Annotated in this window: 20 protein-coding genes and 3 pseudogenes; 15 read left to right on the top strand and 8 right to left on the bottom strand. The window is 70.2% G+C overall.

Translation table 11 applies throughout. The annotated features are described in order from the left end of the window. The first annotated feature begins 388 nt into the window (after positions 1 to 388). From RGU41_RS10410 to RGU41_RS10390, 5 genes and pseudogenes are all read left to right on the top strand, one after another. A complete protein-coding gene (locus RGU41_RS10410) occupies positions 389 to 1,876 on the top strand; it encodes an SDR family oxidoreductase (RefSeq protein WP_134449560.1) in 1,488 nt (495 codons plus the stop codon). 9 nt (positions 1,877 to 1,885) lie between these two features. Beyond that, the gene (locus RGU41_RS10405) at positions 1,886 to 3,769 is read left to right on the top strand and encodes a DUF2207 domain-containing protein (RefSeq protein ID WP_322136172.1); all 1,884 of its coding nucleotides are present in this window, start codon (positions 1,886 to 1,888) and stop codon (positions 3,767 to 3,769) included. Beyond that, a complete protein-coding gene (locus RGU41_RS10400) occupies positions 3,769 to 4,098 on the top strand; it encodes a DUF6804 family protein (RefSeq protein ID WP_241975349.1) in 330 nt (109 codons plus the stop codon). Before RGU41_RS10405 ends, RGU41_RS10400 begins: the two co-directional genes overlap by 1 nt. A 226-nt stretch (positions 4,099 to 4,324) precedes the next feature. Further along, positions 4,325 to 6,492: pseudogene (locus RGU41_RS10395) on the top strand (DEAD/DEAH box helicase). A 106-nt stretch (positions 6,493 to 6,598) separates the two neighbouring features. After that, positions 6,599 to 7,626, top strand: a pseudogene (locus tag RGU41_RS10390) (6-phosphofructokinase). Positions 7,627 to 7,767: 141 nt separating this feature from the next. On the opposite strand, the gene RGU41_RS10385 reads toward RGU41_RS10390, so the two are convergent. Further along, the gene (locus RGU41_RS10385) at positions 7,768 to 8,022 is read right to left on the bottom strand and encodes a mycoredoxin (protein ID WP_134449563.1); all 255 of its coding nucleotides are present in this window, start codon (positions 8,020 to 8,022) and stop codon (positions 7,768 to 7,770) included. Between the two features lie 38 nt (positions 8,023 to 8,060). Here RGU41_RS10385 and RGU41_RS10380 point away from each other — a divergent pair, with 38 nt between their 5' ends. The 3 genes from RGU41_RS10380 to RGU41_RS10370 all read left to right on the top strand — a co-directional run bounded on the left by RGU41_RS10380 (position 8,061) and on the right by RGU41_RS10370 (position 10,253). Next, on the top strand, positions 8,061 to 8,534 hold the full coding sequence (locus RGU41_RS10380) for an 8-oxo-dGTP diphosphatase (RefSeq protein WP_134449564.1): 474 nt from the start codon (positions 8,061 to 8,063) through the stop codon (positions 8,532 to 8,534). Between the two features lie 199 nt (positions 8,535 to 8,733). After that, positions 8,734 to 9,924 carry an inorganic phosphate transporter gene (locus RGU41_RS10375; protein WP_134449565.1) on the top strand — a complete coding sequence of 397 codons (1,191 nt, stop codon included), beginning with the start codon at positions 8,734 to 8,736 and terminating at the stop codon, positions 9,922 to 9,924. Then, complete coding sequence (locus RGU41_RS10370) at positions 9,921 to 10,253, top strand: peptidase (protein WP_134449566.1); 333 nt, start codon at positions 9,921 to 9,923, stop codon at positions 10,251 to 10,253. Before RGU41_RS10375 ends, RGU41_RS10370 begins: the two co-directional genes overlap by 4 nt. A 181-nt stretch (positions 10,254 to 10,434) precedes the next feature. Here the strand turns inward: RGU41_RS10370 and RGU41_RS10365 are convergent, their stop codons facing one another. Further along, positions 10,435 to 11,712, bottom strand: coding sequence for a uracil-xanthine permease family protein (locus tag RGU41_RS10365; RefSeq protein ID WP_134449567.1), 1,278 nt, complete (start codon positions 11,710 to 11,712; stop codon positions 10,435 to 10,437). Positions 11,713 to 11,770: 58 nt separating this feature from the next. Between RGU41_RS10365 and RGU41_RS10360 the strand changes: the two genes are divergently transcribed. From RGU41_RS10360 to RGU41_RS10345, 4 genes and pseudogenes are all read left to right on the top strand, one after another. Further along, complete coding sequence (locus tag RGU41_RS10360) at positions 11,771 to 13,393, top strand: carboxylesterase/lipase family protein (RefSeq protein ID WP_134449568.1); 1,623 nt, start codon at positions 11,771 to 11,773, stop codon at positions 13,391 to 13,393. Between the two features lie 92 nt (positions 13,394 to 13,485). Further along, positions 13,486 to 14,960, top strand: a pseudogene (locus tag RGU41_RS10355) (NCS2 family permease). 112 nt (positions 14,961 to 15,072) lie between these two features. Further along, positions 15,073 to 15,420, top strand: coding sequence for a hypothetical protein (locus tag RGU41_RS10350; protein ID WP_241975350.1), 348 nt, complete (start codon positions 15,073 to 15,075; stop codon positions 15,418 to 15,420). Between the two features lie 72 nt (positions 15,421 to 15,492). Next, positions 15,493 to 16,422 carry an alpha/beta hydrolase gene (locus RGU41_RS10345; protein WP_322136171.1) on the top strand — a complete coding sequence of 310 codons (930 nt, stop codon included), beginning with the start codon at positions 15,493 to 15,495 and terminating at the stop codon, positions 16,420 to 16,422. A gap of 106 nt (positions 16,423 to 16,528) precedes the next feature. Here RGU41_RS10345 and RGU41_RS10340 read toward each other — a convergent pair whose 3' ends face one another. The 3 genes from RGU41_RS10340 to RGU41_RS10330 form a co-directional block, all read right to left on the bottom strand. Beyond that, positions 16,529 to 17,272 (bottom strand): glycosyltransferase family A protein, encoded by a 744-nt coding sequence (locus RGU41_RS10340; protein WP_322136170.1) that lies wholly within the window; start codon positions 17,270 to 17,272, stop codon positions 16,529 to 16,531. Positions 17,273 to 17,351: 79 nt separating this feature from the next. Continuing rightward, positions 17,352 to 18,227, bottom strand: a complete 876-nt coding sequence (locus tag RGU41_RS10335) for a fumarylacetoacetate hydrolase family protein (RefSeq protein WP_134449571.1) — start codon at positions 18,225 to 18,227, stop codon at positions 17,352 to 17,354. Positions 18,228 to 18,256: 29 nt separating this feature from the next. After that, positions 18,257 to 20,128 (bottom strand): AlkA N-terminal domain-containing protein, encoded by a 1,872-nt coding sequence (locus RGU41_RS10330; RefSeq protein ID WP_322136169.1) that lies wholly within the window; start codon positions 20,126 to 20,128, stop codon positions 18,257 to 18,259. 172 nt (positions 20,129 to 20,300) lie between these two features. Here RGU41_RS10330 and RGU41_RS10325 point away from each other — a divergent pair, with 172 nt between their 5' ends. Both RGU41_RS10325 and RGU41_RS10320 read left to right on the top strand, forming a co-directional pair. Further along, positions 20,301 to 21,521, top strand: a complete 1,221-nt coding sequence (locus RGU41_RS10325; RefSeq protein WP_322136168.1) for a PrsW family intramembrane metalloprotease — start codon at positions 20,301 to 20,303, stop codon at positions 21,519 to 21,521. A 211-nt stretch (positions 21,522 to 21,732) separates the two neighbouring features. Further along, positions 21,733 to 22,104 carry an FKBP-type peptidyl-prolyl cis-trans isomerase gene (locus RGU41_RS10320; RefSeq protein ID WP_166788266.1) on the top strand — a complete coding sequence of 124 codons (372 nt, stop codon included), beginning with the start codon at positions 21,733 to 21,735 and terminating at the stop codon, positions 22,102 to 22,104. Positions 22,105 to 22,137: 33 nt separating this feature from the next. Here RGU41_RS10320 and RGU41_RS10315 read toward each other — a convergent pair whose 3' ends face one another. Then, positions 22,138 to 22,422 carry a DUF167 domain-containing protein gene (locus RGU41_RS10315; RefSeq protein ID WP_241975325.1) on the bottom strand — a complete coding sequence of 95 codons (285 nt, stop codon included), beginning with the start codon at positions 22,420 to 22,422 and terminating at the stop codon, positions 22,138 to 22,140. A gap of 67 nt (positions 22,423 to 22,489) precedes the next feature. Here RGU41_RS10315 and RGU41_RS10310 point away from each other — a divergent pair, with 67 nt between their 5' ends. After that, positions 22,490 to 22,897: a hypothetical protein gene (locus RGU41_RS10310; RefSeq protein WP_134449574.1), complete on the top strand. Its 408-nt coding sequence runs from the start codon at positions 22,490 to 22,492 to the stop codon at positions 22,895 to 22,897. Between the two features lie 28 nt (positions 22,898 to 22,925). Here the strand turns inward: RGU41_RS10310 and RGU41_RS10305 are convergent, their stop codons facing one another. Together RGU41_RS10305 and RGU41_RS10300 are read right to left on the bottom strand one after the other, a co-directional pair. After that, positions 22,926 to 23,771 (bottom strand): SDR family oxidoreductase, encoded by an 846-nt coding sequence (locus tag RGU41_RS10305; RefSeq protein WP_134558836.1) that lies wholly within the window; start codon positions 23,769 to 23,771, stop codon positions 22,926 to 22,928. Further along, the gene (locus RGU41_RS10300; RefSeq protein WP_134449576.1) at positions 23,771 to 24,196 is read right to left on the bottom strand and encodes a pyridoxamine 5'-phosphate oxidase family protein; all 426 of its coding nucleotides are present in this window, start codon (positions 24,194 to 24,196) and stop codon (positions 23,771 to 23,773) included. Before RGU41_RS10300 ends, RGU41_RS10305 begins: the two co-directional genes overlap by 1 nt. Positions 24,197 to 24,307: the final 111 nt, after the last annotated feature.

Here is a 24,307-nt window from a genome sequence, read left to right as displayed (position 1 = left end):
ACGGACACCCAGTGCCGGAGCGCCGGCGTCGAGGACTCCGGCCCGAGGTCGTCGAGCAGGACCGGGCGGAGCGCGGCGAGGAGGGCGGAGACGGATTCTGCAGTCGCCCCGCCCGTGCGGCCGAGCATGACGGCGCCGCTGCGGGGCACCCCGGACCGGAGCGCGTCGATGACGCGTTCGAGGCCGGGGCCGGGCACGCGGAGGCGGAGCGCCGGGTGGTCGACGCCGAGCTGGATGGTGTCCGGCGAGCGCCAGACGAGCGGATACCGGGGGTCGAGTCGAAGAGTCATGCGCCGATCCTGCCGGATTCGCATCGAGCGCGAGCGATTCATCCACAGGCCCGGCAGGCTCCCAGCCTCAGCGCCGGCATTCGCCCTAGGCTCTGACCATGACTGCCAGACGAGCACTCGTGACCGGGGCGACCGGCTACATCGGCGGGCGGCTGGTTCCGCTCCTCCTCGACGCCGGATTCGAGGTGACCGTGCTCGTGCGCTCGCCGCAGAAGCTCACCGACGTCCCCTGGCGGGACCGGGTGGACATCCGGGTCGGCGACCTCGCAGACGCCGACGCCGTGGACGCGGCGTGCGCCGGGATCGACGTCGTCTACTACCTCGTGCACGCGATGGGCAGTTCGGGCGACTTCGAGCAGGCCGAGGCGCGGGCCGCCCGCACGGTGGCGTCGGCAGCTGCGGCGGCCGGCGTCTCGCGGATCGTCTACCTCGGCGGGCTGCACCCGGACACCGAGACCCTCTCCCGGCACCTGCGTTCCCGGGCCGAGGTCGGACGGATCCTGCTGGCCTCCGGCGTGCCGACAGCCGCCCTGCAGGCCGGCGTCGTGATCGGGAGCGGCTCGACGTCCTTCGAGATGATCCGGCACCTGACCGACGTGCTGCCGTACATGCCCGCACCGAAGTGGGTGCGGAACAAGATCCAGCCGATCGCCGTGCGCGACGTGCTCTACTACCTCGTCGCCGCGGCGGACCTGCCCGACTCCGTCAACCGAACCTTCGATATCGGCGGTCCCGACGTGCTCCGCTACGGGCAGATGATGAACGGCTACGCCCTCGAGGCGGGACTTCGCCAGCGCCCGATCGCCTCATTGCCGGTGCTGACCCCGTGGCTCGCCTCGCAGTGGGTCAACCTCGTCACCCCGATCCCGCGCAACCTCGCCGTGCCGATCATCGCCTCCCTGCAGAACGACTGCGTGATGGGCGAACACGACATCGACGGGTACATCCCCGTCCCCGACGGCGGTCTCACCGGGTACCGCACGGCCGTGCGGCTCGCGCTCGGGCGGATGCGCGACGGCGACGTCGAGACCAGCTGGCGGAACGCCTCGATCGAGGGGGCGAGCAGCAACCCGCTGCCGAGCGACCCGGAGTGGGCGGGGCACCTCGTCTACACCGACGTTCGTACGAAGCACACCCCCGCGGCGCCCGCCGAACTGTGGCGCATCATCGAGGGCATCGGCGGCGACAACGGCTGGTACTCATTCCCTCTCGCCTGGGCCGTGCGCGGCTGGGCGGACAAGCTCGTCGGCGGCGTCGGGCTCCGCCGTGGCCGGCGCGACGCGGAACGGCTGCACACCGGCGACGTGCTCGACTTCTGGCGGGTGGAGAGCCTCGAGCGCGGGCGTTTCCTCCGGCTCCGTGCCGAGATGCGGGTTCCCGGGCTGGCCTGGCTCGAGATGACCGCCGAACCGGCCGCGGACGGTGGCTCCGTCTACCGGCAGCGTGCCGTGTTCTTCCCACGCGGCCTCGGTGGCCGGCTCTACTGGTTCTCGATCCTGCCGTTCCACGGGATCATCTTCAGCGGGATGGCCAACCGCATCACGGCCACGGCCGAAGCGACGTCTGCGCCCCAGCCCGCTCGCTAGAGTGGGGGCATGCGCCGATTGGCTCGATCCCTGTTCGTCACCATCCTGGGCGCGTTCGCCCTCCTCACCCTGTCGGTGCCCGCGGCGGCCGTCGCGGCCGCGCCCCTGGGGCAGCCCGCCGGCTCCGTGCCCGGCGGCGTCGACGACTTCAGCTTCGATTCGATGCACTCCGACTTCGTGCTCAGCCGGTCAGCGGACGGGCACTCCGCGTTGACGACGACGGAGACCATCGTCGCCCGGTTCCCGGACTTCGATCAGAACCACGGCATCCGTCGGTCGATCCCGAGCCACTACGACGGGCATCCGACCGGGATCGACCTTGTGAGCGTCACCGACGAGAACGGTGCCCCGCGGCCGAGCGACACGAGCGAGAGCGACGCCGGCGACTTCTTCATCGTGACGAGCGCAGCCGACGGCTACGTGCACGGCGCGCAGACCTATGTGATCACATACACGCAGCGTGACGTGACCCTCGTTCCGACGGATGCGCAGGATGAGGAGTTCTACTGGGAGGTCAACGGAACCGGCTGGGCCCAGCCCTTCGGCTCCGTCTCCGCGACGCTCACGGTCGACCCTGAGCTCACCGGCCGGCTGACCGGCCAGGCCAGGTGCCTCCAGGGATCGACGAATTCCTCGGCCGACTGCTCCGAGATCAGCACGGATTCGAGTGCGGCGGCGACGACCGGAACCCGGATCAGCGCGAGCAGCGGCAGCCTTGCCGCCCATGAGGGACTCACCCTGGTCGTCGGCTTCACCCCGGGTACCTTCGTGCCGAGGGACAACTCGTTCTTCGCGAGCCCGATCCCCGCCGTCGGCCTCGCCGGTGCCGTGCTCGCGCTCGTCTGCGCCGCCCTCGCGATCGCCCTGCGGGCGACCCGCTGGCGCAATGCGCCCGGCCGGCCCACGATCATCGCCGAATACCTGCCGCCGAAGGGTGTCAACCTGCTCCAGGCCGGCGAGGTGACCCGCACGTCCACGAAGGCCATCACCGCCCAGTTCCTGCAGTTCGCCGTGCGCGGCAACGTGCGGGTGCTCGAAGGCTCAGGGTCCAAGCACTACCTGCTCGAGCTGCGGGACACCCGGGGCGTCGACGCGACGGAGCTCTCCATGCTCGGCCACCTCTTTCCCGGGCTGAAACCGGGCACCCAGCGCGACCTCAAGAAGAAGAGCACCAGCCTCACCACCGCGCTTCAGGGCGAACTGCGGGCGACCCGCCGGGCGGCGATCCCCGCCGGTTTCCGTGAGAAGAAGGGCGGGTCCCTGCGTTCCGCGCTGCTCGGCCTCTCCGTTGTCGGCGGCCTCGTCGCCGTTCTCGGCGGCGTCGTCGGTCTCGCGCTCGAGATCGGCGGGGCGTGGCCGTTCCTGGTCCTCCTCGCCGGGCTGATCGGCGCCATCACGACCGTGTCACTCGCGTCGAGCATCCGCCCGCTCACCGCAGCAGGGGCGGAACTGCGCGATTACCTCGAAGGAGTCAGGTTGTACATCGGAGTCGCCGAGACCGACAGGTTGCGGGTGCTGCAGAGCCCCCAGGGCGCCCTGCGCTCGCCGTACCGCCCGGAGCCGGGGAGCCCGGAAATGATGGTCGACCCCGGGCAGCCGTTGCAGGTCCTCAAGCTCTACGAGCGCCTGTTGCCGTTCGCCGTGCTGTTCGGGCAGGAGAAGGACTGGTCGGCCGTGCTCGGTGAGTACTACGCGCAGAGCCGGTCCCAGCCGGACTGGTACTACGGCACCGGTGCGTTCAACGCCGGGTTCTTCGCGGCGAGCCTGAGCGGCTTCGCGAGCTCGACGACGTCGGCGTGGTCGGGCACCGCGTCCAGCTCCTCGAGTTCCGGGTTCGGCGGCGGCGGGTCCGTCGGCGGCGGAGGCGGCGGCGGCGGGGGAGGGGGCGTCTGATGGGCACCCCGGTCGCACCCACCTTTTCCCGGGCAGCTCTCGCGCCCGGCCTGCTCGGCGCCATCGCCCTGCTTGCCGGTCTCGCCCTGATCGACGCCGACAGTTTCATCATCATCCGGTACACCGTCAGCATCCTCGCCCTCATCCTCTGCGTCTTTGCCGTGCAGGGGAAGGCCTGGTGGTGGCTCATCGGCCTCGCCCCCATCGCCGTGCTGTGGAACCCGATCTTCGTGATCGGGTTGAACGGGCAAGGCTGGGTGGCCGCACAGTATGTCGCGGCGCTGCTCTTCATCGTGGTCGGGGTGCGCGTCAAGGTCCCCGTGCACTGAGCGTCGTGCGGGGTGTGTCATCGGGCGGATGCGCGGGCGTAGACTACAGGTGCGTCGAAACCCGGTCGTCGTCTCGACCTCCCCGGTGTAGTACCGAAGCGGTCTGCAGCACAATCGTTTCGTTGGCTCGGCCCGGTTCTTTCGATTGATCGCTCTGGTGTCCACGGATGCCGCACGACGTCGCGCGTGGATCACGCTGCCACAGCCGCTGTGAAGTTGGAGAAGAATGGCATACACCCGCCACCAGGCCCCAGGCTCGAACAACCATGCCCCGGCCGGAGGCCGCGCCAGGCAGCGCGCACGCTCGAGGGACGACGACGCCCCGATCATCCCGATCCTCGCCCGCAAGGTGCGCGAGGTCGAAGCCAAGGCCCAGTCGGGCACCAAGCTCGGGCCGACGAACCGCACGAAATACCAGGTCATCGCGCTCCTGATGCGCGAGGAACGCGCCAGGGTCAAGGGCGACCGCGAACTGACCGACGCGAACAGGGCAGAGCTGCTCAAACGCCTCGACGGCATCGCGCAGATCCTCGCGAAGACCGCGGCCCGCGACACGAGCCTGATCACCCTCCTCGAACCCGACGCCGGAGTGTCGACCGTCGCACAGCGCTTCCGCCGCGACTGGCTCCTCGAATCCGGGGCGGACCTGAGCCCGGACGAACTGATCATCACCCGCGAGCCCGAGGTCAAGCCCGATGAGCCGGAGAACCAGGTCGTCCCGCAGTCCGTGCGGGCGCGCCAGCTCGCGAACCCCTTCCTCGCCCCCGATTTCAGCGCCGTCCAGGCCGCTCCCGTCATCTCCGGGCGCCGCCTCGCCAACTGGGAACTGATCGGCCCGCTCTTCAAGTCCTTCGAATACGGCTCAGGCGGCCAGGCCGCGAGCATGGACCTGCCGGAGGCGCCCGTCATCGACCGGCTTTCCCCGCCCGGCATGGAACTCATGCGGCACCAGTCCCGCTTCATCGAGAGCGCACGGCTCGGCCATCGCAGTTACCTGCTCGCCGATGAGCCTGGTCTCGGCAAGACCGCGCAGAGCCTGCTCGCGGCATCCGTCGCCGGCGCGTACCCGCTGCTCGCCATCGTGCCCAACGTCGTCAAGATGAACTGGGTGCGCGAGGTCGAGATGTGGACGCCGCAGCGTCATCCACGGCGACGGCGACACCCTCGACGCCTTCGCCGACGTCGTCATCGTGAACTACGACGTGCTCGACCGGCACAGGGCCTGGCTCGGCACCCTCGGCTTCAAGGGCATGGTCGTCGATGAGGCGCACTTCATCAAGAACCTGCAGTCGCAGCGCTCCCGCCACGTACTCGCCCTCGCCGAGCAGATCCGCCGCCGCACCCCGGCGGCAACCCGCTGCTGATGGCCCTGACCGGCACCCCCTGATCAACGACGTCGACGACTTCCGCGCCATCTGGCAGTTCCTCGGCTGGATAGACGGCGACAAGCCGACTGCGAAGCTGATGGCCCGGCTCGAGGCCACCGGCCTCACCCCGGCGGATGCCGGTTTCTACTCCGAAGCCAGGGCCGCGGTCATCGACATGGGTATCGTGCGCCGCCGCAAGGTCGACGTCGCGACGGACCTGCCCGCCAAGCGCATCGCCGACCTGCCGGTCGAGCTCGACGACGACCTCGGGCGCTCGATCCGCCAGGCCGAACGGGAACTCGCAGCCCGCCTCGTCACTCGGTACCACGGCCTCGTGTCCGCGCGCCATCCCGGCCGCACGGCGCCCAGCCTCGACGGAGCCCAGCGGGCCGCGTTCATCCGCGCGGTCGCCCACGCCGAGCTCGAGGAGTCCAAGGGCCAGACCACGGGCGAGAACGTGTTCACCATGGTGCGCAAGATCGGCCAGGCCAAGGCCGGGCTCGCCGCAGACTACGCCGTGCAGCTCGCGCACTCGGTCGGCAAGGTCGTGTTCTTCGCCAAGCACATCGACGTCATGGACACCGCTGAGCAGATCTTCGCCAAGCGCGGCATGCGCTCCGTCTCCCTCAGGGGCGACCAGACCGCGCTCGCCCGCCAGGCCGCGATCGACTCGTTCAACAACGACCCGGGTGTCGCCGTCGTCGTCTGCTCGCTCAGCGCCGCCGGCGTCGGGGTCAACCTGCAGGCGGCCTCGAACGTCGTGCTCGCCGAGCTCAGCTGGACGGCCGCGGAGCAGACCCAGGCCATCGACCGGGTGCACCGCATCGGCCAGTCGGAACCGGTCACCGCGTGGCGGATCATCGCCGCGCACACGATCGACGCGCGCATCGCCGAACTGATCGGCAGCAAGCAGGGTCTCGCGGCCCGCGCGCTCGACGGGGTCGAGGGCGAGGCCTCGTCCGAGGACTCGATCCAGGCCAGCGCCCTCGTGTTCCTGCTCACCCAGGCACTCGACGGGGAGCTGTAGCCCGCACTCCCCGGCGCGGATTTGAGTCTGGCCCCGATTCGGGACCATCATTAGGGGTTGGTGCAGGCGCCGACATGAGTACTTGAGCATGAAGGAGCAGTCACAGATGAAAATTGGTATCCTCACGAGCGGTGGAGACTGCCCCGGGTTGAACGCGGTTATTCGCGGTTCCGTCCTTAAAGGTGTCCGCGTTCTCGATGATGAATTCATCGGAATCCGCAACGGCTGGCGCGGGCTGGTGCAGGGGAGTTCATGACCCTCGATCGCCACAGTGTGCGTGGATTATCCCGTCAGGGCGGCACCATTCTGGGCAGCTCGCGCACGAACCCGTTCGAGGGCGAGAACGGCGGACCCGTTAACATCCAGAAGATGATGGATGCCGAGGGCATCGACGCCATTATCGCGATCGGTGGCGAGGGCACGCTGACCGCAGCCCGCCGCCTCACCGACGCAGGCATCCGCATCGTCGGCGTGCCGAAGACCATCGACAACGACCTCGAGGCCACCGACTACTCGTTCGGCTTCAACACCGCCGTCGAGATCGCGACCGAGGCCATCGACCGCCTCCGCACCACCGCAGAGTCGCACGGCCGCTGCATGATCGTCGAGGTCATGGGCCGCCACGTCGGCTGGATCGCCCTGCACTCCGGCATGGCCGGCGGAGCACACGCCATCCTCATCCCCGAGCAGAGCCAGACCATCGAGCAGATCTGCGAGTGGGTCCTCAGCGTCCGCGACCGCGGCCGCGCGCCGGTCCTCGTCGTCTCTGAGGGCTTCAAGCTCGCCGGCATGGAGGAAGCACTCTCCACCAAGGGCCTCGACGCGTTCAACCGTCCCCGCCTCGGCGGCATCAGCGAAATGATCGCCCCGATGGTCGAAGAGCGCACCGGCATCGAAACCCGCGCGACCGTCCTCGGCCACACCCAGCGCGGCGGCTCCCCGTCGGCATACGACCGCGTGCTCGCCACCCGCCTGGGCATGGCCGCCGTCGACGCGATCCACGCCGGCCAGTGGGGCTCCATGGTCTCGCTCAAGGGCACCGACATCGAGATCGTCAGCATCGCCGACGCCACGATCGGCCTGAAGACCGTCCCGCAGGCACGCTACGACGAGGCCGCCGTCCTCTTCGGCTAGAGCCGGCAGCATCACCCGATCGCATCCCTGAGGGGTCGCAGATCGACCTTCGCAGCACACGGGAAGGTCGAATTGCGACCCCTCAGCGTGTTACAAGGTCGATTTACGACCCCTCAGCTGGTGGAACCGGGGAGGAGAGGGTCAGGCGAGTTTGGCCTGGACCTGCGCGAGCGAGGGGTTGGTCGCGCTCGACCCGTCCGGGAACAGGACCGTCGGCACGGTGCGGTTTCCACCGTTCAGGCTCATCACGAGCTCACTCGTGCCGTCGACTTCTTCGACGTTGACCTCGGTGTAGCCGACGCCGGCCTTGTCCAGCTGGGACTTCAGCCGGGAGCAATAGCCGCACCAGTTGGTCGTGAACATGGTGATGGTGCCCGATTCGGGAACGAAATTCATAGGCGCAGCCTAACAAACCCCGCCGTTAAGCTGGGTCCATGACCCTGCCCCAGGTGTGCGTGTGCTACCTCACCCGCGAATCGCCCGCCGGAGGCACCCAGGTGCTCCTCGGCCGGAAGAAGAAGGGCCTCGGCCTCGGCAACATCGTCGGCCTCGGCGGCAAGCTCGAACCCGGTGAAACCGCGGTGGATGCCGCGGTGCGCGAAATCGAGGAGGAGTCCGGACTCTCCGTCGCGGCATCCGCTCTCACCGCCCTCGGGGTGCTGACCTACCTGTTCCCGCACCGGGAGGCATGGAGCCAGGAATCGTCCGTCTTCGTGTGCAGCGACTGGAGCGGCACTCCCCGGGAATCGGACGAACTCAACCCGGTCTGGTTCGACGTCGCAGCGCTGCCCCTCGACGAGATGTGGGACGATGCCAGGCACTGGCTGCCTGGCGTGCTCGCTGGCGTGCCCGTGCGCCGCACGTTCACCTTCGGCGCGGACCTGGCGACGGTGGTCGCGAGCAGCTGAGCGGGCAGCCGGGCAGCCGGGCGGGCGGCTGGGCGGGCAGGGGCCGCCGGTGAACGGCGTCTGAACGCGAGCAGTATTCCCGCTGAATTGACCTGACCTCCCGGGAGTGTCAGGATCGTTAGGTCGCTTGTCCGTCCGGCGTCCGGGAAGCAGCGCGGATTCGGCTGCACCCTGTTGCAGCCGAACAAGAAAGCCTCCGGTGGATCTCACCCTGATCGTCGCGCTCGTCATTGCGCTGTCCCTCGTCTTCGACTTCACCAACGGCTTCCACGACACCGCGAACGCGATGGCGACGCCCATCGCGACCGGGGCGATGCGGCCCAAGGTCGCCGTCGGCCTCGCAGCCGTGCTCAACCTCGTCGGCGCATTCCTCTCCACCGAGGTCGCGAAGACCGTGTCGGGGGGCATCATCCGCGAGGGCAACGGCGGGGTGCAGATCACGCCGCAGATCATCTTCGCCGGGCTCATCGGCGCGATCGTCTGGAACCTGATCACCTGGCTCCGCGGCCTGCCGTCGAGCTCGAGCCACGCCCTCTTCGGCGGCCTGATCGGCGCGGCCATCATCGGCATCGGCGTCCAGTCGGTCGACTTCACCGTCGTCTTCGCGAAGGTGATCCTGCCTGCCCTGATCGCACCGGTCACGGTCGGTGTCGTCGCGCTCGTCGCGACCAGGCTCGCCTACTTCATCACGCGTCGTGACGCAGGCAAAGCGGACGGCCGGGGCGGCTTCCGGTACGCGCAGATCTTCTCGTCCTCCCTCGTCGCCCTCGCCCACGGCACCAATGACGCGCAGAAGACGATGGGCGTGATCACGCTGACCCTCATCGCCGGCGGATTCCAGGCGGTCGGCAGCGGCCCGCAGTGGTGGGTCATCTGCACGTGCGCGCTCGCCATCGCGATCGGCACGTACACCGGCGGCTGGCGGATCATCCTCACGATGGGCAGGGGACTCACCGACGTCAAGCCCGCCCAGGGCTTCGCCGCGGAGACGAGCACGGCCGCGACGATCCTCGCCTCGAGCCACCTCGGCTTCGCGCTCTCGACCACCCAGGTCGCCTCCGGCTCCGTCATCGGTTCCGGCCTCGGCCGCCGCGGGGCGACCGTGCGCTGGGGTATGGCCGGCCAGATCGCGCTCGGCTGGCTGCTGACCCTGCCCGCCTCCGCGGTCATGGGCGCGTTCGCCGCAGGCTTCACCCTGCTCGGGCCGATCGGGCTCGTCATCGACCTGGTCCTCGGCTCGGTCATCGTCGCCCTGCTGTTCCGGCAGTCGCGGCGCACCCGCATCACCCACGACAACCTCCACGACATCGACGACGCCGCCCTCGTCGTGAAGATCAAGAAGACGCCCAGGCGAATCGCGCGCCGCGACCGGAAGAAGGTATCGCTGTGATCGACTGGGGCGCATTCTTCGTCGTCGCCGGGGCTTCGCTCCTCTCGTCGACCCTCGTCGTGAGCCTGTACTCCCTCGGACTCCGGCTGCTGACGAGTGCCGGCCGCGCGCTCGTGGTGGATCCGGCGTCCTTCACCGGCGCGATCACGGTGCTCACGCCCAAGCGGGCGGCCAAAGAGGCCAAGCGGCGGCGCAAATCGGCGACCGCGAACCCGCTGACCGTGTTCCAGAAGCGCCTCGCGCTCGTCGGAGCCTATGCCTGCTTCTCGGTCAGCGTCGCGGCCGTGCTGTACGGCGTCTACCTGATCGTGCCCGCGCTGCACCGCTGACCGGATGTCGCACGCACGGTCCGCGTGACCGGTCGCGCGTGCTCGGAGCGGCTCCCCGGTCGGGGCTCAGGCTCGGTTATGTCGGAGAATTTCGCGACCCGCGGCATCCGCTGCCCGGGGATGCGGCGTGTCGCGAAAAACTCCGACGTTGCGTCGAACGACGGTGTCGCGGGTCAGCGGGTCAGCGGTCGGTGCGGCGGAGCCGGCCGATCACGGTCATGGTGTGGTAGATCACGATCGCGGCGACCGTGCCGAGCGCGATGCCGTTGAAGCTCAGCGAACCGGCGGTGAAGGTGTAGTCGGCGATGCCGATGATGAGCGCGGTCGCGGCCGTGAACTGGTTGACCGGGCGGCTGAAGTCGACCTTGTTGTCGAGCCAGATCTTGACGCCGATGATGCCGATCAGGCCGTAGAGGGCGGTCGTGACGCCGCCGAGCACCCCGGCGGGGATGGTGTTGATGACCGCGCCGATCTTGGGGGAGAGGCCGAGCAGCACGGCGACGAGCCCGGCGACCCAGTACGCGGCGGTCGAGTAGATCCGGGTCGCGGCCATCACGCCGATGTTCTCGCCGTAGGTCGTCGTGCCCGATCCGCCGCTGAACCCGGCGAGCATCGTCGCGAGCCCGTCGGCCATCAGGGCGCGCCCGGTGAACCGGTTCACCTTCGCATCCGTCATCTGGGCGACGCCGCGGATGTGGCCGACGTTCTCGGCGACGAGCACGAGCACGACCGGCAGGAACGCGGGAAGCACCCCGAGCACGGCGGCGTTCTCGAAGGGGTTCGTCGGCAGCGTGAACGGCGGCAGCCCGATCCAGGCGGCGTCGTTGACCTTCGAGAAATCGACCTGGCCGGAGAGGACGGCGGCGAGGTAGCCGACCGCGACACCGATCACGATCGAGAGGCGACCGAGGATGCCGCGGAACAGCACGGTCGAGAGGATGACCGCGGCCAGGGTGATCACGGCGGTCAGGGGTGCGAGGGCGAAGTTGGCCTTCGCGACCGGGGCGAGGTTGAAGCCGATCAGGGCGACGATCGCGCCGGACACGACGGGCGGCATCAGCGCGTCGATCCAGCCGGTGCCGGTGACCTGCACGACGACGCCGATGATCGCGAGCAGCGCGCCGACGGCGAGGATGCCGAACAGGGCGCTGCCCATGCCCGCCGTCGTGACGGCCGCGGTGATCGGGGCGATGAAGGCGAACGAGCTGCCGAGGTAGCTCGGCAGCTTGTTCTTCGTGATGATCAGGAAGAGCAGCGTTCCGACGCCGGAGAAGAAGAGGGTGGTGCTCGGCGGGAAGCCGGTGAGCAGCGGAACGAGGAAGGTCGCACCGAACATCGCGACGACGTGCTGGGCGCCGATCCCGATCGTGAGCGGCCAGTTCAGGCGCTCACCCGGCCCGACCACGTCCCCGACCCCGACCGTTTTTCCGTCGCCGTGCAGGGTCCAGGGCAGTGCCATTGTCGCTCGTTTCGTAGTGGGACGTATTCCGATCGTAGTGAAGAATTAGGATCGGACAGTGACCCGAACCGTTCAGCCTGCCCACGACGACTCGCTTGACGCGGCACTGACGGTGCGGATCGGGACCGGCCTGGTGCGCGGGATCCGGGTGCGGGGCGTACGCGCCTGGCGGGGCATCCCCTATGCCGCTGCGCCCGTCGGACCGCTGCGGTTCCGGGCCCCGCAGCCGCCGGCGGCCTGGCCGGGCGTGCGCGACGCGACCGACTGGGGACCCGTCTCCCCGCAGAGCCACAAGGGACAGTTCAACGGGGCGCGCCCGGACATCCCGCAGGACGAGGACTGCCTCAATCTCAACGTGATCGCCCCTGACGCGCCCGTCGACCCGGGCGCACTCCGCCCGGTGATGGTGTTCATCCACGGCGGCGCGTACAGCGTCGGGTCCTCCCGCGAGGTGCCCACCCAGGGCGAAGGCCTCGTCCGGCGCGGCGGCATCCTCTACGTGAGCCTGAACTACCGGCTCGGCGCTCTCGGCTACCTCGACTTCAGCAGCTACTCGACGCCGGAACGCCCGTTCGAGAGCAATCTCGGGCTGCGGGACCAGGCCGCCGCCCTCGCCTGGGTGCGGGACAACATCCGCTTCTTCGGCGGCGACCCCGATGCCGTGACGCTCTTCGGCGAGTCGGCAGGGGGCAATGCCGTGACGACCCTGATGACCGTCCCGAGCGCCCACGGGCTCTTCCAGCGCGCGATCGCGCAGAGCGCACCGCCGAACGCGGTGTATCCGCCGGCGCTCACGGCGGAGTGGGCGCGCGACTTCGTGAGCATCCTCGCGGCACGCGCGACAGCGGACGGCATCGCACGCGTACCGGAGCACGCCGGCCAGGACGCGCTGGCGGACGCGCGCCCGGACGCACTCGGCCAATCCCGTGCGCTGCTGCTCGACGCGTCTCCGGCCCGGCTCGCCGCCGCGACGATGGAGCTCACCGTTCGGGCGCCCGACCAGTACCCCGGCACGATTCCGCTGTCGCCCGTCATTGACGGCGACTTCCTGCCCGAACGCCCGCTCGACGCGTTCCGGGACGGTCGCGCGGCCCGGATCCCGCTGATCATCGGCACCAACGCCCGCGAGGGTTCCCTCTTCAGTGGACGGATCGATATCCTCGCTTCGACGCCCAAGCGCATCCGTGCGATCTTCGCCAACACCAAGAAGAAGGCGAGGAAGGCGCTGAAAGCCCAGTACCCCGGCATCCCGGCGCTGCGCCCCGCCCTCGACTTCGGCGGCGACTTCTCGTTCTGGTACCCGAGCCTCAAGGTCGGCGAGCGCCATTCCCGCTACGCCCCCGTGCACTTCTACCGTTTCGACTTCGCTCCGCGACTCGTGCGGAGGATGGGACTCGACGCGACCCACGGCCTCGAACTGTTCCCGCTCTTCGACCGGCTGGACGGCTGGTTCGGCCGGGGCATGACGATCATCGGCGGCCGCCGTGAGTTCAAGGCGATCGGGGCGCGCATGCAGGGCTGGTGGCTCGGCTTCGCGACAACGGGCGAACCGGATGCCGCGTGGCCGCTCTACGACGAGACGCGCCGGCTGACCCTCATCATCGACGCGGCCGACCGGGTCGAGTCCGATCCGCTGGCCGAGCGGCGGCTGGCGTGGGGAGCCTTCGTCCCGCACGTCTGAGGTGGGAGGCGGTGGCGCATACCCGGGACCGCATCTCAACGCGCGTAAGCTGGAAGCTGAGAATCAGCCGCGACGGCAGCCTGGAGAACCCCATTCCTGTTACACAGACCGACACGCCCGCACCACTCCGCACCAGTGTGAAGGGGCGTATCGACCGCTACTTCGAGATCACGACCCGCGGCTCGAGCTGGGGCCGTGAAGTCCGCGGCGGCCTCGTCACCTTCGTGACCATGGCGTACATCGTCATCCTCAACCCCCTCATCCTCGGCGGTTTCAGCGCAGACCAGGCCTCGGTCGACGTCGTCGGCGGCTGGCTCCCGAACGCCCAGGTCGCCGCGGTCACCGCGCTCACCGCGGGCGTCATGACGATCCTCTTCGGCGTGATCGCCCGGCTGCCGTTCGGCTTCGCCGCCGGCCTCGGCATCAACTCCTACCTCGCCGTGAGCGTCGTCGGCCAGGTCACCTGGCCGGAGGCGATGGGGCTCGTGCTCATCAACGGACTCATCATCGTGCTCCTGGCCTCGACCGGGCTCCGCGAAATGATCTTCAACGCCGTTCCGCACCAGCTCAAGATCGCCATCACCGTCGGCATCGGCCTGTTCATCGCGTTCATCGGCCTCGTCGACTCCGGATTCGTCCGCTCGAGCGGGACCGCGAGCCCGCCCGTGCAGCTCGGCGACAACGGGTCGATCGTGACCCTGCCGACCACCGTGTTCGTGATCGGCCTGCTCCTGATCGGCGTGCTCGTCGCGCGCAAGGTCAAGGCCGCCATCCTGATCGGGATCGTCGCGACCACGGTCATCGCCGTGATCCTCGAGGCGATCTTCAAGGTCGGGCCGTCGCTCGGCACCAACGCGTACGGCTGGAACCTCAACGCCCCCGTGCTCCCGACGACCGCGGTCTCCCTGCCTGACCTGAGCCTGCTCGGCCACGTCAGCTTCGGCGCCTTCGACCGCATCGGCGTGCTCGCGGCGCTCATGCTCGTCTTCACCCTCGTGTTCACGAACTTCTTCGACGCAATGGGCACCATGACCGGCCTCGCGACCGAGGCAGGCCTCGCGGACAAGAAGGGCAACTTCCCCGGCTGAAGTCGGCACTGATCGTCGAGGGTGTCGGCGCGGTGCTCGGCGGCGCGACGTCGGGCTCCTCCAACACCGTGTTCGTCGAATCGGGTGCCGGGATCGGCGAGGGAGCCCGCACCGGGTTCGCGAACATCATCACCGGGCTGTTGTTCCTCGCCGCGATGTTCTTCACCCCGCTCACGCAGATCGTGCCCCTCGAGGTCGCCGCCGCGGCGCTCGTGATCGTCGGCGCGATGATGGTCTCGCAGATCCGCTTCATCGACTTCAGCGAGTTCTCGATCGTCTTCCCGGTGTTCCTCACGATCATCGTGATGCCGCTGACCTACTCGATCGCCAACGGGATCGGCGCCGGCTTCATCAGCTGGGTCGTCGTGCGCTCGTTCTCCGGCAAGGCGCGCGAGATCAGCCCGCTGCTCTGGATCGTCGCGGTCGGCTTCCTGGTCTTCTTCGTGCGTGGCCCGATCGAAACCCTGATCGGCGGCTGACCCCCGACCGGTCCGGGGCTGATCCGGGGATAGCCCCATGGTCGGCGAAAGGCCGGCTTCGTACTCTGGAAGAGAGCCGTGAACCGCGGCCGTATTCCAAGGAGAGTCCAGAATGTCCACCCTGCATCCCGACCAGACGACACCGCCCGCCGCGTACCCGGCCCCGCCGGCGTACGCGTACGCGCCGGCCGCGCCGGAACGACCAGCGAGCCCGCTCGCGCTGACGAGCCTCGTGCTCGGGCTCGTCTCGATCCTCGCCGGCTGGACCTTCGTGGCCCCGATCGCCGGCCTCGTGACCGGCGTGCTCGCCCTCGGCCGTGAACCGTACGCCCGCACCATGGCCCTCTGGGGCATCGTGCTCAACGCCGTGATGCTCGCCGGCGTGTTCCTGCTGTTGGTGCTCGGGCTCATCTTCGGGCTCGCGTTCCTGCCGTTCCTGCCCTTCGCCCTCGCCCTCTGAGCGCAGCCCGCGCTCTGAAACGGATGCCGGTCGCGGGCTTCGGGGACGACGGGGTCGCGCTACTGTGTCAGCGTGTCCATCCGGGAGAGACGCCGCGGGGTGCACCGGCCGGCCGGCGTCATCGAAAGCGATGCGCGCGACGATCCGGCAGCGGCGCTCGACCTGTCGCTCCCTGACCGGGACTGGACCGGCCTGCCGCCGGGGGCCAGGGCCTTCCGGTTCGAGGCGCCGAGCGGTTCCCTCGCGGCGCTCGCCTGGGGCGAGCCGGGGCATCCGCGGGTGGTGCTCGTGCCGGGTGCGACCGGTTCGAAGGAGGACTTCGTGCTGCTCGCCCCGCTCCTCGCCGGAGCCGGCTACTTCGTGGAGAGCTACGACCTCGCGGGGCAGTACGGGTCGGCCGGCGCGGGGCCTGGAGCGGGGCAGGGATATGACTACCGACTGTTCACCGCCGACCTCGTGGCCGTCCTCGACGCCGGGGCGACGCCCGCACACGTGCTCGGGTACTCCTTCGCCGGGATCGTCGCGGAGATCGCGCTCGCCACGCATCCGGAGCTGTTCGCGAGCCTCGTGCTCCTCGGCGCCCCGCCCCTGGCCGGCCAGGCCTTCCGCGGCGTGCGCTGGATCGGGCCGCTCAGCTGGCTGCTGCCCGCGCACACGATCGCGAGCCTGATGGTCTGGGGGCTCGTCACCAACCGCAACCATGCGCCACCCGGCCGGCTCCACCTCGTGCGGCTGCGTTTCGAGGACACGATCCGCCGGAGCGTCGACGAGATCATGGAGCTGATGAAGAACGCTCCCGACCTGCGGGCGGACCTCGCGCGGAGCCGGGTTCCGTTGCTTGTCGCCGTCGGCGAGCGGGACCTCTGGCCGCTCGAGCTGCACCGGGCGTTCGCCGGGCGGATCGGCGCCCAACTCCGCGTGTATCGCACCGGCCACAGTCCCTGCGAGACGACGCCGCACCAGCTCGCCCGCGACCTGCTCGCCCTCTACGCCCGCTCCTGAATCCCACCGGGCTCCTCGGATCGAGCGCGGGGCATCCGCCGGTGCGCGAGTGGCGCACCACAGGCGCAGCGGCGGAACTCCCGCGCCCGGCGCAGATGCACAGCGCTCAGGCTCGGATGCGGCGCGCCCAGGCCCGGCGGGCCAGCCGCAGCCGCCAGGGCGACCCGTCCGGCCAGTGCAGGGCAAGGGTGCGGCACGCCCAGTCCAGTCGCCTGGCCACGCCGCGCCAGGTGTCGAAGGGCCGGGCGGAGATCCCGACCCTGAGCGTGGCGTCGAACCGCACGGACACCGAGGGCGGCAGGTGCAGGCTCAGGTCGAGGTCGTCGTGCACGTCGTTCCGCTCCCGGTGCACGAGAGTGCGCACCTCGGCCCAGACCGTGCGCCGCATCACGAAGTTCGATCCGAAGATCGGCGGCTGCGCGAGCCACAGCCCGATCAGCCGGAAGTACCCGCCGAGGTACACGAACCGCCCGAGCGCGGCCACGAGCCGCGGGCAGTCGTAGAAATCACCCGGCCCCGTGACGACGTCGACGAGGGGCTCGAGCGTGAGGATCCGCTCGACGCGCTCGATCCAGTCCGGCGGTGGCACGGAGTCGGCGTCGAGCCGCGCGATCAGGTCGCCGGACGCCGCGTCATAGCCGGCGGCGGCGGCCGGCCAGATCCCCTGCACCGGTTCGACCACGAGAACGGCGCCGGCCGCGCGGGCGACGCGCGCCGAGGCATCCGTTGAGGCGTTGTCGACGACGATGATCTCGTCGGCCTGCCGGGTCTGGTCCCCGAGTGCGGCGAGGACCGCCTCGAGGAAGACCGCGTCGTTGTAGCAGGGGATCACGACCGAGACGCAGGTCACGGTGCCCCCTCTCGCCGCGCCGATTCGGGTCGGGTACGGACTCGCCGCACATGCTACTCCCGGCCCGCCCGAGGGGGCGTCAGAGGGTGCGGCAGTGCGTGGTCAGGAAGCCGATCTTGTCCACGGTGATCGTCACGGTCGAGCCGTCGTGCAGGAAGACCGGGGGAGTGCGGCTGTAGCCCGCGCCGCCGGGGCTGCCCGTGGAGATGAGCGTGCCGGGCAGCAGCGTCGAGGTCTGCGAGAGGTAGGACACGAGCTCTGCGACCGACCGCATCATGTCGCCGGTCGAGGCATCCTGCAGGATGCGCCCGTCGACGTGGGTGGTCAGCGTGAGGTCCTGCGGATCGGCGATCTCGTCGCGGGTCACCACGACCGGGCCGGTCGGGGTGAAGCCGTCGAAGGACTTGCACCGCGACCACTGCGCCTCGGAGAACTGCAGGTTGCGGGCCGTGATGTCGTTGACGACCGTGTAGCCGAACACATAGTCGAGGGCGTCACGCACCGACACGTTGCGGGCCGGGCGCCCGATGATGACGCCGAGCTCCGCCTCGTAGTCGACCTGGGTGGCGACCTCCGGGGCCCACGAGATCGTCGACTCGTGGCCGGTGAGGGAATTCGGCCAGAGTGAGAACACGATCGCGCCGGTCTCCGTCCGCAGCTTGAGCTCGTCGGAGTGCGCGGCGTAGTTGGCGCCGATCGCGATGATCTGCGGCGGCCGCAGCACCGCGGATGAGTAGCGCAGCTCCTCGAGCGGAGTGAGCGTCGCTCCGTGGGCGACCGCGTTCTCGCTGAGGGCGCGCACCCGGTCGTACTCGCCGCTGCCTCGTTCGATCAGGTCCTGCAGGTCGCGCGGGGCGTCCTCGAGGATCTCGTCGAGGAAAAGCGCGGATTCCGCGAACACCGCTGCCAGGCGGGGCGTGGACTGGCCATCAACTCTGAGGTGCGCAAACTTCACCTGCCTAGAGTAGCCGTCAATCGGGAGAGCTACGCCGCAGCCGGCCCGGGGAGCGCGGCGGCCCGCCAGAGGTGCATTCCGGCGTAGCTGCGCCAGGGCGCCCAGCCGGCGCCGTGGGCCGCGAGGGCGCGCGGGTCGCCGGGGAGGCCGAGCCGGGCTGCGCCCTGGCGGAGGGCCAGGTCGCTCGTCAGGAGGATGTCCGGGCTCCCGAGCACGCGCATGGCCACATAGCCTGCGGTCCACGGTCCGATCCCGGGCAGCGCGGTCAACGTCGCGGTCAGGGACTCCCGGGAATCCGCCGTCGACAGGGTGAGCTCTCCGGTCGCGAGCGCTTCTGCGACGCCGAGGATCGCAGCGATCCTCCTCGCCGGTCCGCGCAGCACGCTGTGCCCGTCGGCCGCGATGCGTTCGGCCGTCGGGAACAGCCGGTCCAGGCGCGGCGCAGGCTCGTCGCCGGTTGCGGGCGCGGACGGCTGCGCGGGCGCCTGCCCCGGCAGAGTCGCCTGCCCCGGCACGGAAAGCGGCAGGGGCGCTCCGAGCTCCGCGCACAGCCGCGCAAGCGCGGTGCGGGCGGACGCGACGGAGACCTGCTGCCCGAACAACGCCCGGAACAGGGTCTCCTCCGGATCCATGCTGCCGGGCAGGCGGATGCCAGGGACCGCGCGCACGGCCCCGGCCAGGAGCGGGTCGACGGAGAGCGCGTGGTCGATCGCCTGCGCGTCGGCGTCGAGGTCGAGCAGCCGCCGCACCCGGCTCACGAGCGGGGCGAGGTCGTCGAGGCTGTCGAGCCGCGCCGCGCAGGCCAGCTGGGGCGCGTCCTCGGTTCCGGCGAGGCTCAGCTCGACCGTCGCGGCCCCGTGCGGCAGGCGCAGCGTGCGCGCATAGGTACCTGGGCCGGCCACCTCGACCCCCGGGATGGCCCGGGCGCCGAGAAACGCCAGCACACCGGCACCGTCGAACGGAGCCCGCGCGGGCAGCAGCAGGCGGATGCCGGTGCCCGGCCCTGCGGGGATGCCGGGGTCCGCGGCGGCGCGGCCGGCGGCATCCGCCCGGTCGGTCACGAGGAACGGGGACCGCCCGGATGCGGTCGGTCCGGTCGCGTGCCCGTGCCCGGGCGCGGACCCGGCCGCAGCAACCAGTGGACCGGGGGACCGCGGGGCCTGGCCGTGCGCGGTGGCGGTCGCCTCGGCCGCGGTCGCCGCCCGGGCTGCGGCCCGGGGTGCGCCGGCGGTGTTGCCCGCACGCGGCGCGCGGGCAGAGCGGCGCAGCTCCCCGGGGGTGCGCTCGTAGACCGCGGCGATCGTGTCGTTGAACTGGCGAACGCTGCCGAATCCCGCGGCGAAGGCGACCTCGCTGATCGGGAGGGCGGTGCCGAGCAGGAGCAGGCGCGCGGTCTGGGCGCGGTGCGCCCTGGCGAGGGCGAGAGGACCGGCGCCGAGCTCGGCGACGAGTACCCGGGTGAGGTGGCGCGGGGTGTAGCCGAGGCGGCGGGCGAGGCCGGGTACGCCGTCGCGTTCGACGGTGCCGTCGTCGATCAGGCGCATCGCGCGCGCCGCGAGGTCGTCCCTGGTGTTCCAGTCAGGGGAGCCGGGCACCGCGTCGGGCAGGCAGCGCTTGCAGGCGCGCAAGCCGGCCTCGTGCGCCGCTGCGCTCGTCAGGTAGAAGGAGACGTTGCCTGGCCGGGGGGTCGCCGCCGGGCAGCTCGGCCGGCAGTAGATCCCGGTCGAGTGCACGCCCGTGATGAACTGGCCGTCGAACCGCGCGTCGCGGGAGCTCATCGCTCGGTACCGTTCGGCGAAGACCGGGTCGGCGAGGCGGTCGTCGCCGCGCTCTGCGACGCCGGAGCGGCCGGTCGTTCCGGATCGGCCGGGCGTGCGTCTCGTGGCGTCGGAAGGGTTCACCCCTCCAGCCTGCCATTCCCGACCCGACGTCGGTAGCGGAATTCGGACATCGCGCGCCCGCCCGACGGCCTCCCACGAACCCGGCACAAGCCCCGCGCGGGACCGCGTGGTCTGTCCGCGACCCCCGAATGCGGTCAGAACCGCAACCGCCCCGCCCGGTATCCTGTGGGTCATGACGCCTGAGCCCGCACCCGGTTCCGCCGCCCCACTCCTCGGCGGGCCGGTGACGCCCGTCGCCCCGGTGTGGACCGCTCCCGTGCGCCGTACCCCGGGCGGCCTGATCGCACTGACGATCATCGGGCTCGTCTTCGGGAGCCTGGCGCTCCTGCTCGTCCTCGTCTACCTCTCCACGTTCCTCGGTCCGTCCGCCCTCGTGCTCTGCCTCCTGCTCGCCCTCGTGCCCCTCACCGGCATCCTGCTCGTGGTGCGCTGGATCGATCGCTGGGAGCCGGAACCCCGACCCGCGCTCTGGTTCGCGTTCCTCTGGGGAGCCGGCATCTCCGTCGTCACGGCCCTCGTCTTCGACTTCGGCGTGCAGCTCGCGCTCGCCGCGGCGGGGAGCTCCCGCGCCGGCTCGGAGGCGGGCGGCGCGGGCTCGGGCACGGATGCGTTCGCCGCCGTGCTGCAGGCGCCCCTCGTCGAGGAGGGCGCGAAGGGCGTCGGGATCCTGGTGCTGTTCCTCGTGCTCCGGCGCACGTTCGACGGGCCCGTCGACGGCATCGTCTATGCGGCGACGATCGCGGCCGGTTTCGCGTTCTCCGAGAACATCCAGTACTTCGGCGTGGCCATGCTCGAGAGCGGTGCAGACGGGCTCGGTTTCACGTTCCTCGTCCGCGGGGTCTTCTCGCCGTTCGCCCACGTCACGTTCACCGCGTGCACCGGGATCGCGTTCGGCATCGTGAGCCGGCGCAGGGCCGGCGGTGCGCTCGGCCGGGTCCTCATCGTTCTCGCCGGATTCGCGCTCGCGGTCGCCCTGCACGGCCTCTGGAACGGCGCCGCCTACCTGCACACGAACGACTCCGCGCTTCTCTTCTACTACCTGCTCGTGCAGCTCCCGCTCTTCATCGGGTACATCGTCGCCGTCGTGCTGCTCCGGCGCCAGGAGGAAAAGATCACCGTCGCCAGGCTCGGCGAGTACGCGGTGGCCGGCTGGTTCACGTCCAGGGAAGTCTCGATGCTCGCGACAGGACCCGGGCGGCGGCAGGCGCGCGCCTGGGCCGCCCGGCAGCCACGGGAACGTCGCCTCGCGATGCGCCTGTTCATCGCCGACGCGACCCGGCTCGCCTTCGCCAGGCAGCGGATGCTGAACGGCACCGCCGACCGGGTCGCCCGCGCCGACGAGGCCGAGCTTCTCGCTCTCGTCCAGGCGCACCGGGCGGTCGTGATCGGCTGAGGCCCGGCATCCGCTCTCAGAGGGCTGATGCCGCCCGCGGCCGGTCGACCCGCGGCCGGTTAACGAGTGAACTCGTCATCCGGTGGCGTGGCACTGCCGACGACTCTCCCGGATGACGAGTTCCTGCTGATATCGTGCGCCCTCCGGTGCCGTTCGCGCAAGGGGTAATTTCCAGCGTGCATGATGCCGGGAAATCCGATTGGATGGGTGCATGACTGATCTGAACACCAAGCCCGAACTCGACGCACCGGAGGGCCCAGCGCCCACGGAGCTCACCATTACCGACATCGTGGTTGGCGAGGGCGCCGAGGCGACCGCCGGCGCGACCGTCGACGTGCACTACCTCGGCGTCGAATACGACACCGGCGACGAATTCGACTCCTCGTGGAGCCGTGGCCAGTCGATCAATTTCCCGCTGCGCTCGCTCATCGCGGGCTGGCAGCAGGGCATCCCCGGCATGAAGGTCGGCGGGCGTCGCAAGCTCGTCGTGCCGCCGCATCTGGCGTACGGGCCCGCCGGCGGAGGACACCGCCTCTCCGGCCAGACCCTCATCTTCGTGATCGACCTGCGCGGCGTCAGCTAGGCCGCGCACTCACCCGCAACCCGTGCGCATCGATCACGACTCGTGGTCGATGCGCACGTGTTTAACCCGCGAGGTGTGTCCGCGCACGATCGTGACGGCGCTCTTCGAGACGGCGAAGTGCTTCGCGAGCAGCTTGACGAGGGCGTCGTTGGCGGCGCCCTCGACGGCCCGCTGCTGCAGGTAGACCGTGAGCGAGGCATCCGTCGGCGCGCTCGTCGCCGCGGGAGTGCCGAGGGAGTCCGGGTCGTCGACGGCGACGAGCGGGCCCTTGCGGCTGCCGGGCTTGACGTGCACCGTCAGGTTCACGGTTCGGGTCACGGACTGCCTCCTGAAAACTCTTCCTTTCAACGCTAGTGGTCTGCGATCGTCCGGACGAGAATGTCCCATGATCTCAATCGACTGCGCACGTGCCCTCGAAGCCGCCGGACTGGCCTGGCGGCCCGCCTCAGGCGACGCGTTCCGGATCGAAAGGGCCGGCTTCGACGTCGAGGTGTTCACGGTCAGCGAGATGACCATCGAACCGCATGAATTCGACACCGGCACCATCCTCGGCTTCAACGGCACGACCGAGTGGGCACTCGACTCGCTCGCCCTCGAGGACGCCCTCTGGCTCCCCCGGGAGGACCAGCTCCGGGAGATGCTCGGGGGTGCATTCCACTCCCTCGAGCGGCTCGGCGACGACGCCTATCGGGTCACCGCGCTGCTCGCCGGGGTGCTCGAGGCCGTCGAGGCGACCGACGCGGCGGATGCCTACGGGCTGGCGGTGCTCCGCCTCCTGCGCCTCAGCCGCTAGTCGAGCCTGCTGCCCGTCGAGCCTGCTGCTAATCGAGCCAGGCCGTGGTCATGCGCTGCACTGCTGAGCCGTCGGCATCGGCGAGTTTGACGCCGACGAACGCGCGCGCCGCGTCGGAGGTCTGCACCCGGAACGGCGGACGCTCGCCGTCGAGCAGCGCGGCGACGAAGGCCCCGGCGCTCTCCGCAGACTGCGCGGCACTGAATGACTGCGCGGCCCTGGCGAGGTACCCCGCTAGGGCGGATGCGTACGGATCGTTCGGCGGACTGGCGCGCGGGTCGAGGCCGACGTTGTCGACGAACGACGATGCGACCGCGCCGGGTTCGACGACCGTGACCGTGACACCGGCGGTCGCCGCGACGGGGGCGAGGCTCTCCATGAATCCCTCGACCGCGAATTTCGCCGCACAGTACGCCTCGCTGAACGGCTGGCCGACGACGCCGCCGACGCTCGTGACGGTGATCAGCCGGCCGCGGCTCTGCCGAAGGTGCGGCAGCGCCGCGCGGGTGACGCTCACGACACCGAAGAAATTGACCTCCATGACCGCGCGCACGACGTCGAGGCCCTCGTTCTCGATGGTGCCGACGTGGCCGGCCCCTGCGTTGTTCACCAGGGCGTCGATCCGGCCGTACCGGTCGAGCATGTGCGCGATGACCTCGGTGATCGACGCGGGCTCCGTCACGTCGAGGCGGCGGATGTCGAGGTTCACGCCCGCCGTTTCGCCCGCGCTGCGGAGGGCGCGGGCTCCCTCGAGGGTGCGCATGGTCGCGACGACGGTGTGTCCTGCGCGGGCGGCCGCGACCGCGGCCTGGAGCCCGATGCCCGAGGAGGTCCCGGTGACCAGGACGGTGCCGGGGACGGCCGGGCCGCTCATCAGTACCGTTCGGGTTCTGGTCCGAGCTGGAATCGGCGGCCGCTCACCGTCTCGGGAATGATCTCCACGTAGATGTACTTGAGCGTCGGGATGAGCGGGCGCAACGGCAGCTGGTCGGCGGCATCGATGTCGGTCTGCTGTTCCAGCACCCGTGCGTGGCCCCTCGCGACGACGCTCCAGGCCTCGTCGCGTCCGATTCCGTCCGTCTCGAAGGCGACCTTGTTGTTGACGGTGAGTTCGAGGAGCTTAGTTCCCTCCGCGGTGCGGAAGACCAGACGCCGGTCGGCGGCGACGAAGTTGACCGGGTAGATGTCCGGTTCGCCCGCGATGCTGAGGGCGAGGCGACCGAAGCTCGAGGAGATCAGGAGGTCCCAGCATTCCTCATCGTCGAGGACATGCACCGGATACAGGTCGTTGGTTTCCATGGTTCATATTCCCACGCAACCGGGTGCTCCGCCACCACCCTCCGCTGTCGACGTGAACTCACGGCAGACCCGAATGTCCCGGTCGGGCCGCACCGCCTCGAAACCGGGCCG

This window comes from Cryobacterium sp. 10C3 (genome assembly GCF_034314285.1).
GTDB classification, from domain to species: domain Bacteria; phylum Actinomycetota; class Actinomycetes; order Actinomycetales; family Microbacteriaceae; genus Cryobacterium; species Cryobacterium glucosi.
Note: the sequence above shows the minus strand (reverse complement) of the source record. Positions and strands in the feature narration are given on the sequence as shown.

Coding starts and splice junctions, on each gene's coding strand:
- RGU41_RS10410 (WP_134449560.1), top strand. CDS start 389: ATGACTGCCAGACGAGCACTCGTGACCGGGGCGACCGGCTACATCGGC.
- RGU41_RS10405 (WP_322136172.1), top strand. CDS start 1,886: ATGCGCCGATTGGCTCGATCCCTGTTCGTCACCATCCTGGGCGCGTTC.
- RGU41_RS10400 (WP_241975349.1), top strand. CDS start 3,769: ATGGGCACCCCGGTCGCACCCACCTTTTCCCGGGCAGCTCTCGCGCCC.
- RGU41_RS10385 (WP_134449563.1), bottom strand. CDS start 8,022: ATGAATTTCGTTCCCGAATCGGGCACCATCACCATGTTCACGACCAAC.
- RGU41_RS10380 (WP_134449564.1), top strand. CDS start 8,061: ATGACCCTGCCCCAGGTGTGCGTGTGCTACCTCACCCGCGAATCGCCC.
- RGU41_RS10365 (WP_134449567.1), bottom strand. CDS start 11,712: ATGGCACTGCCCTGGACCCTGCACGGCGACGGAAAAACGGTCGGGGTC.
- RGU41_RS10350 (WP_241975350.1), top strand. CDS start 15,073: ATGTCCACCCTGCATCCCGACCAGACGACACCGCCCGCCGCGTACCCG.
- RGU41_RS10325 (WP_322136168.1), top strand. CDS start 20,301: ATGACGCCTGAGCCCGCACCCGGTTCCGCCGCCCCACTCCTCGGCGGG.
- RGU41_RS10320 (WP_166788266.1), top strand. CDS start 21,733: ATGACTGATCTGAACACCAAGCCCGAACTCGACGCACCGGAGGGCCCA.
- RGU41_RS10310 (WP_134449574.1), top strand. CDS start 22,490: ATGATCTCAATCGACTGCGCACGTGCCCTCGAAGCCGCCGGACTGGCC.
- RGU41_RS10305 (WP_134558836.1), bottom strand. CDS start 23,771: ATGAGCGGCCCGGCCGTCCCCGGCACCGTCCTGGTCACCGGGACCTCC.
- RGU41_RS10300 (WP_134449576.1), bottom strand. CDS start 24,196: ATGGAAACCAACGACCTGTATCCGGTGCATGTCCTCGACGATGAGGAA.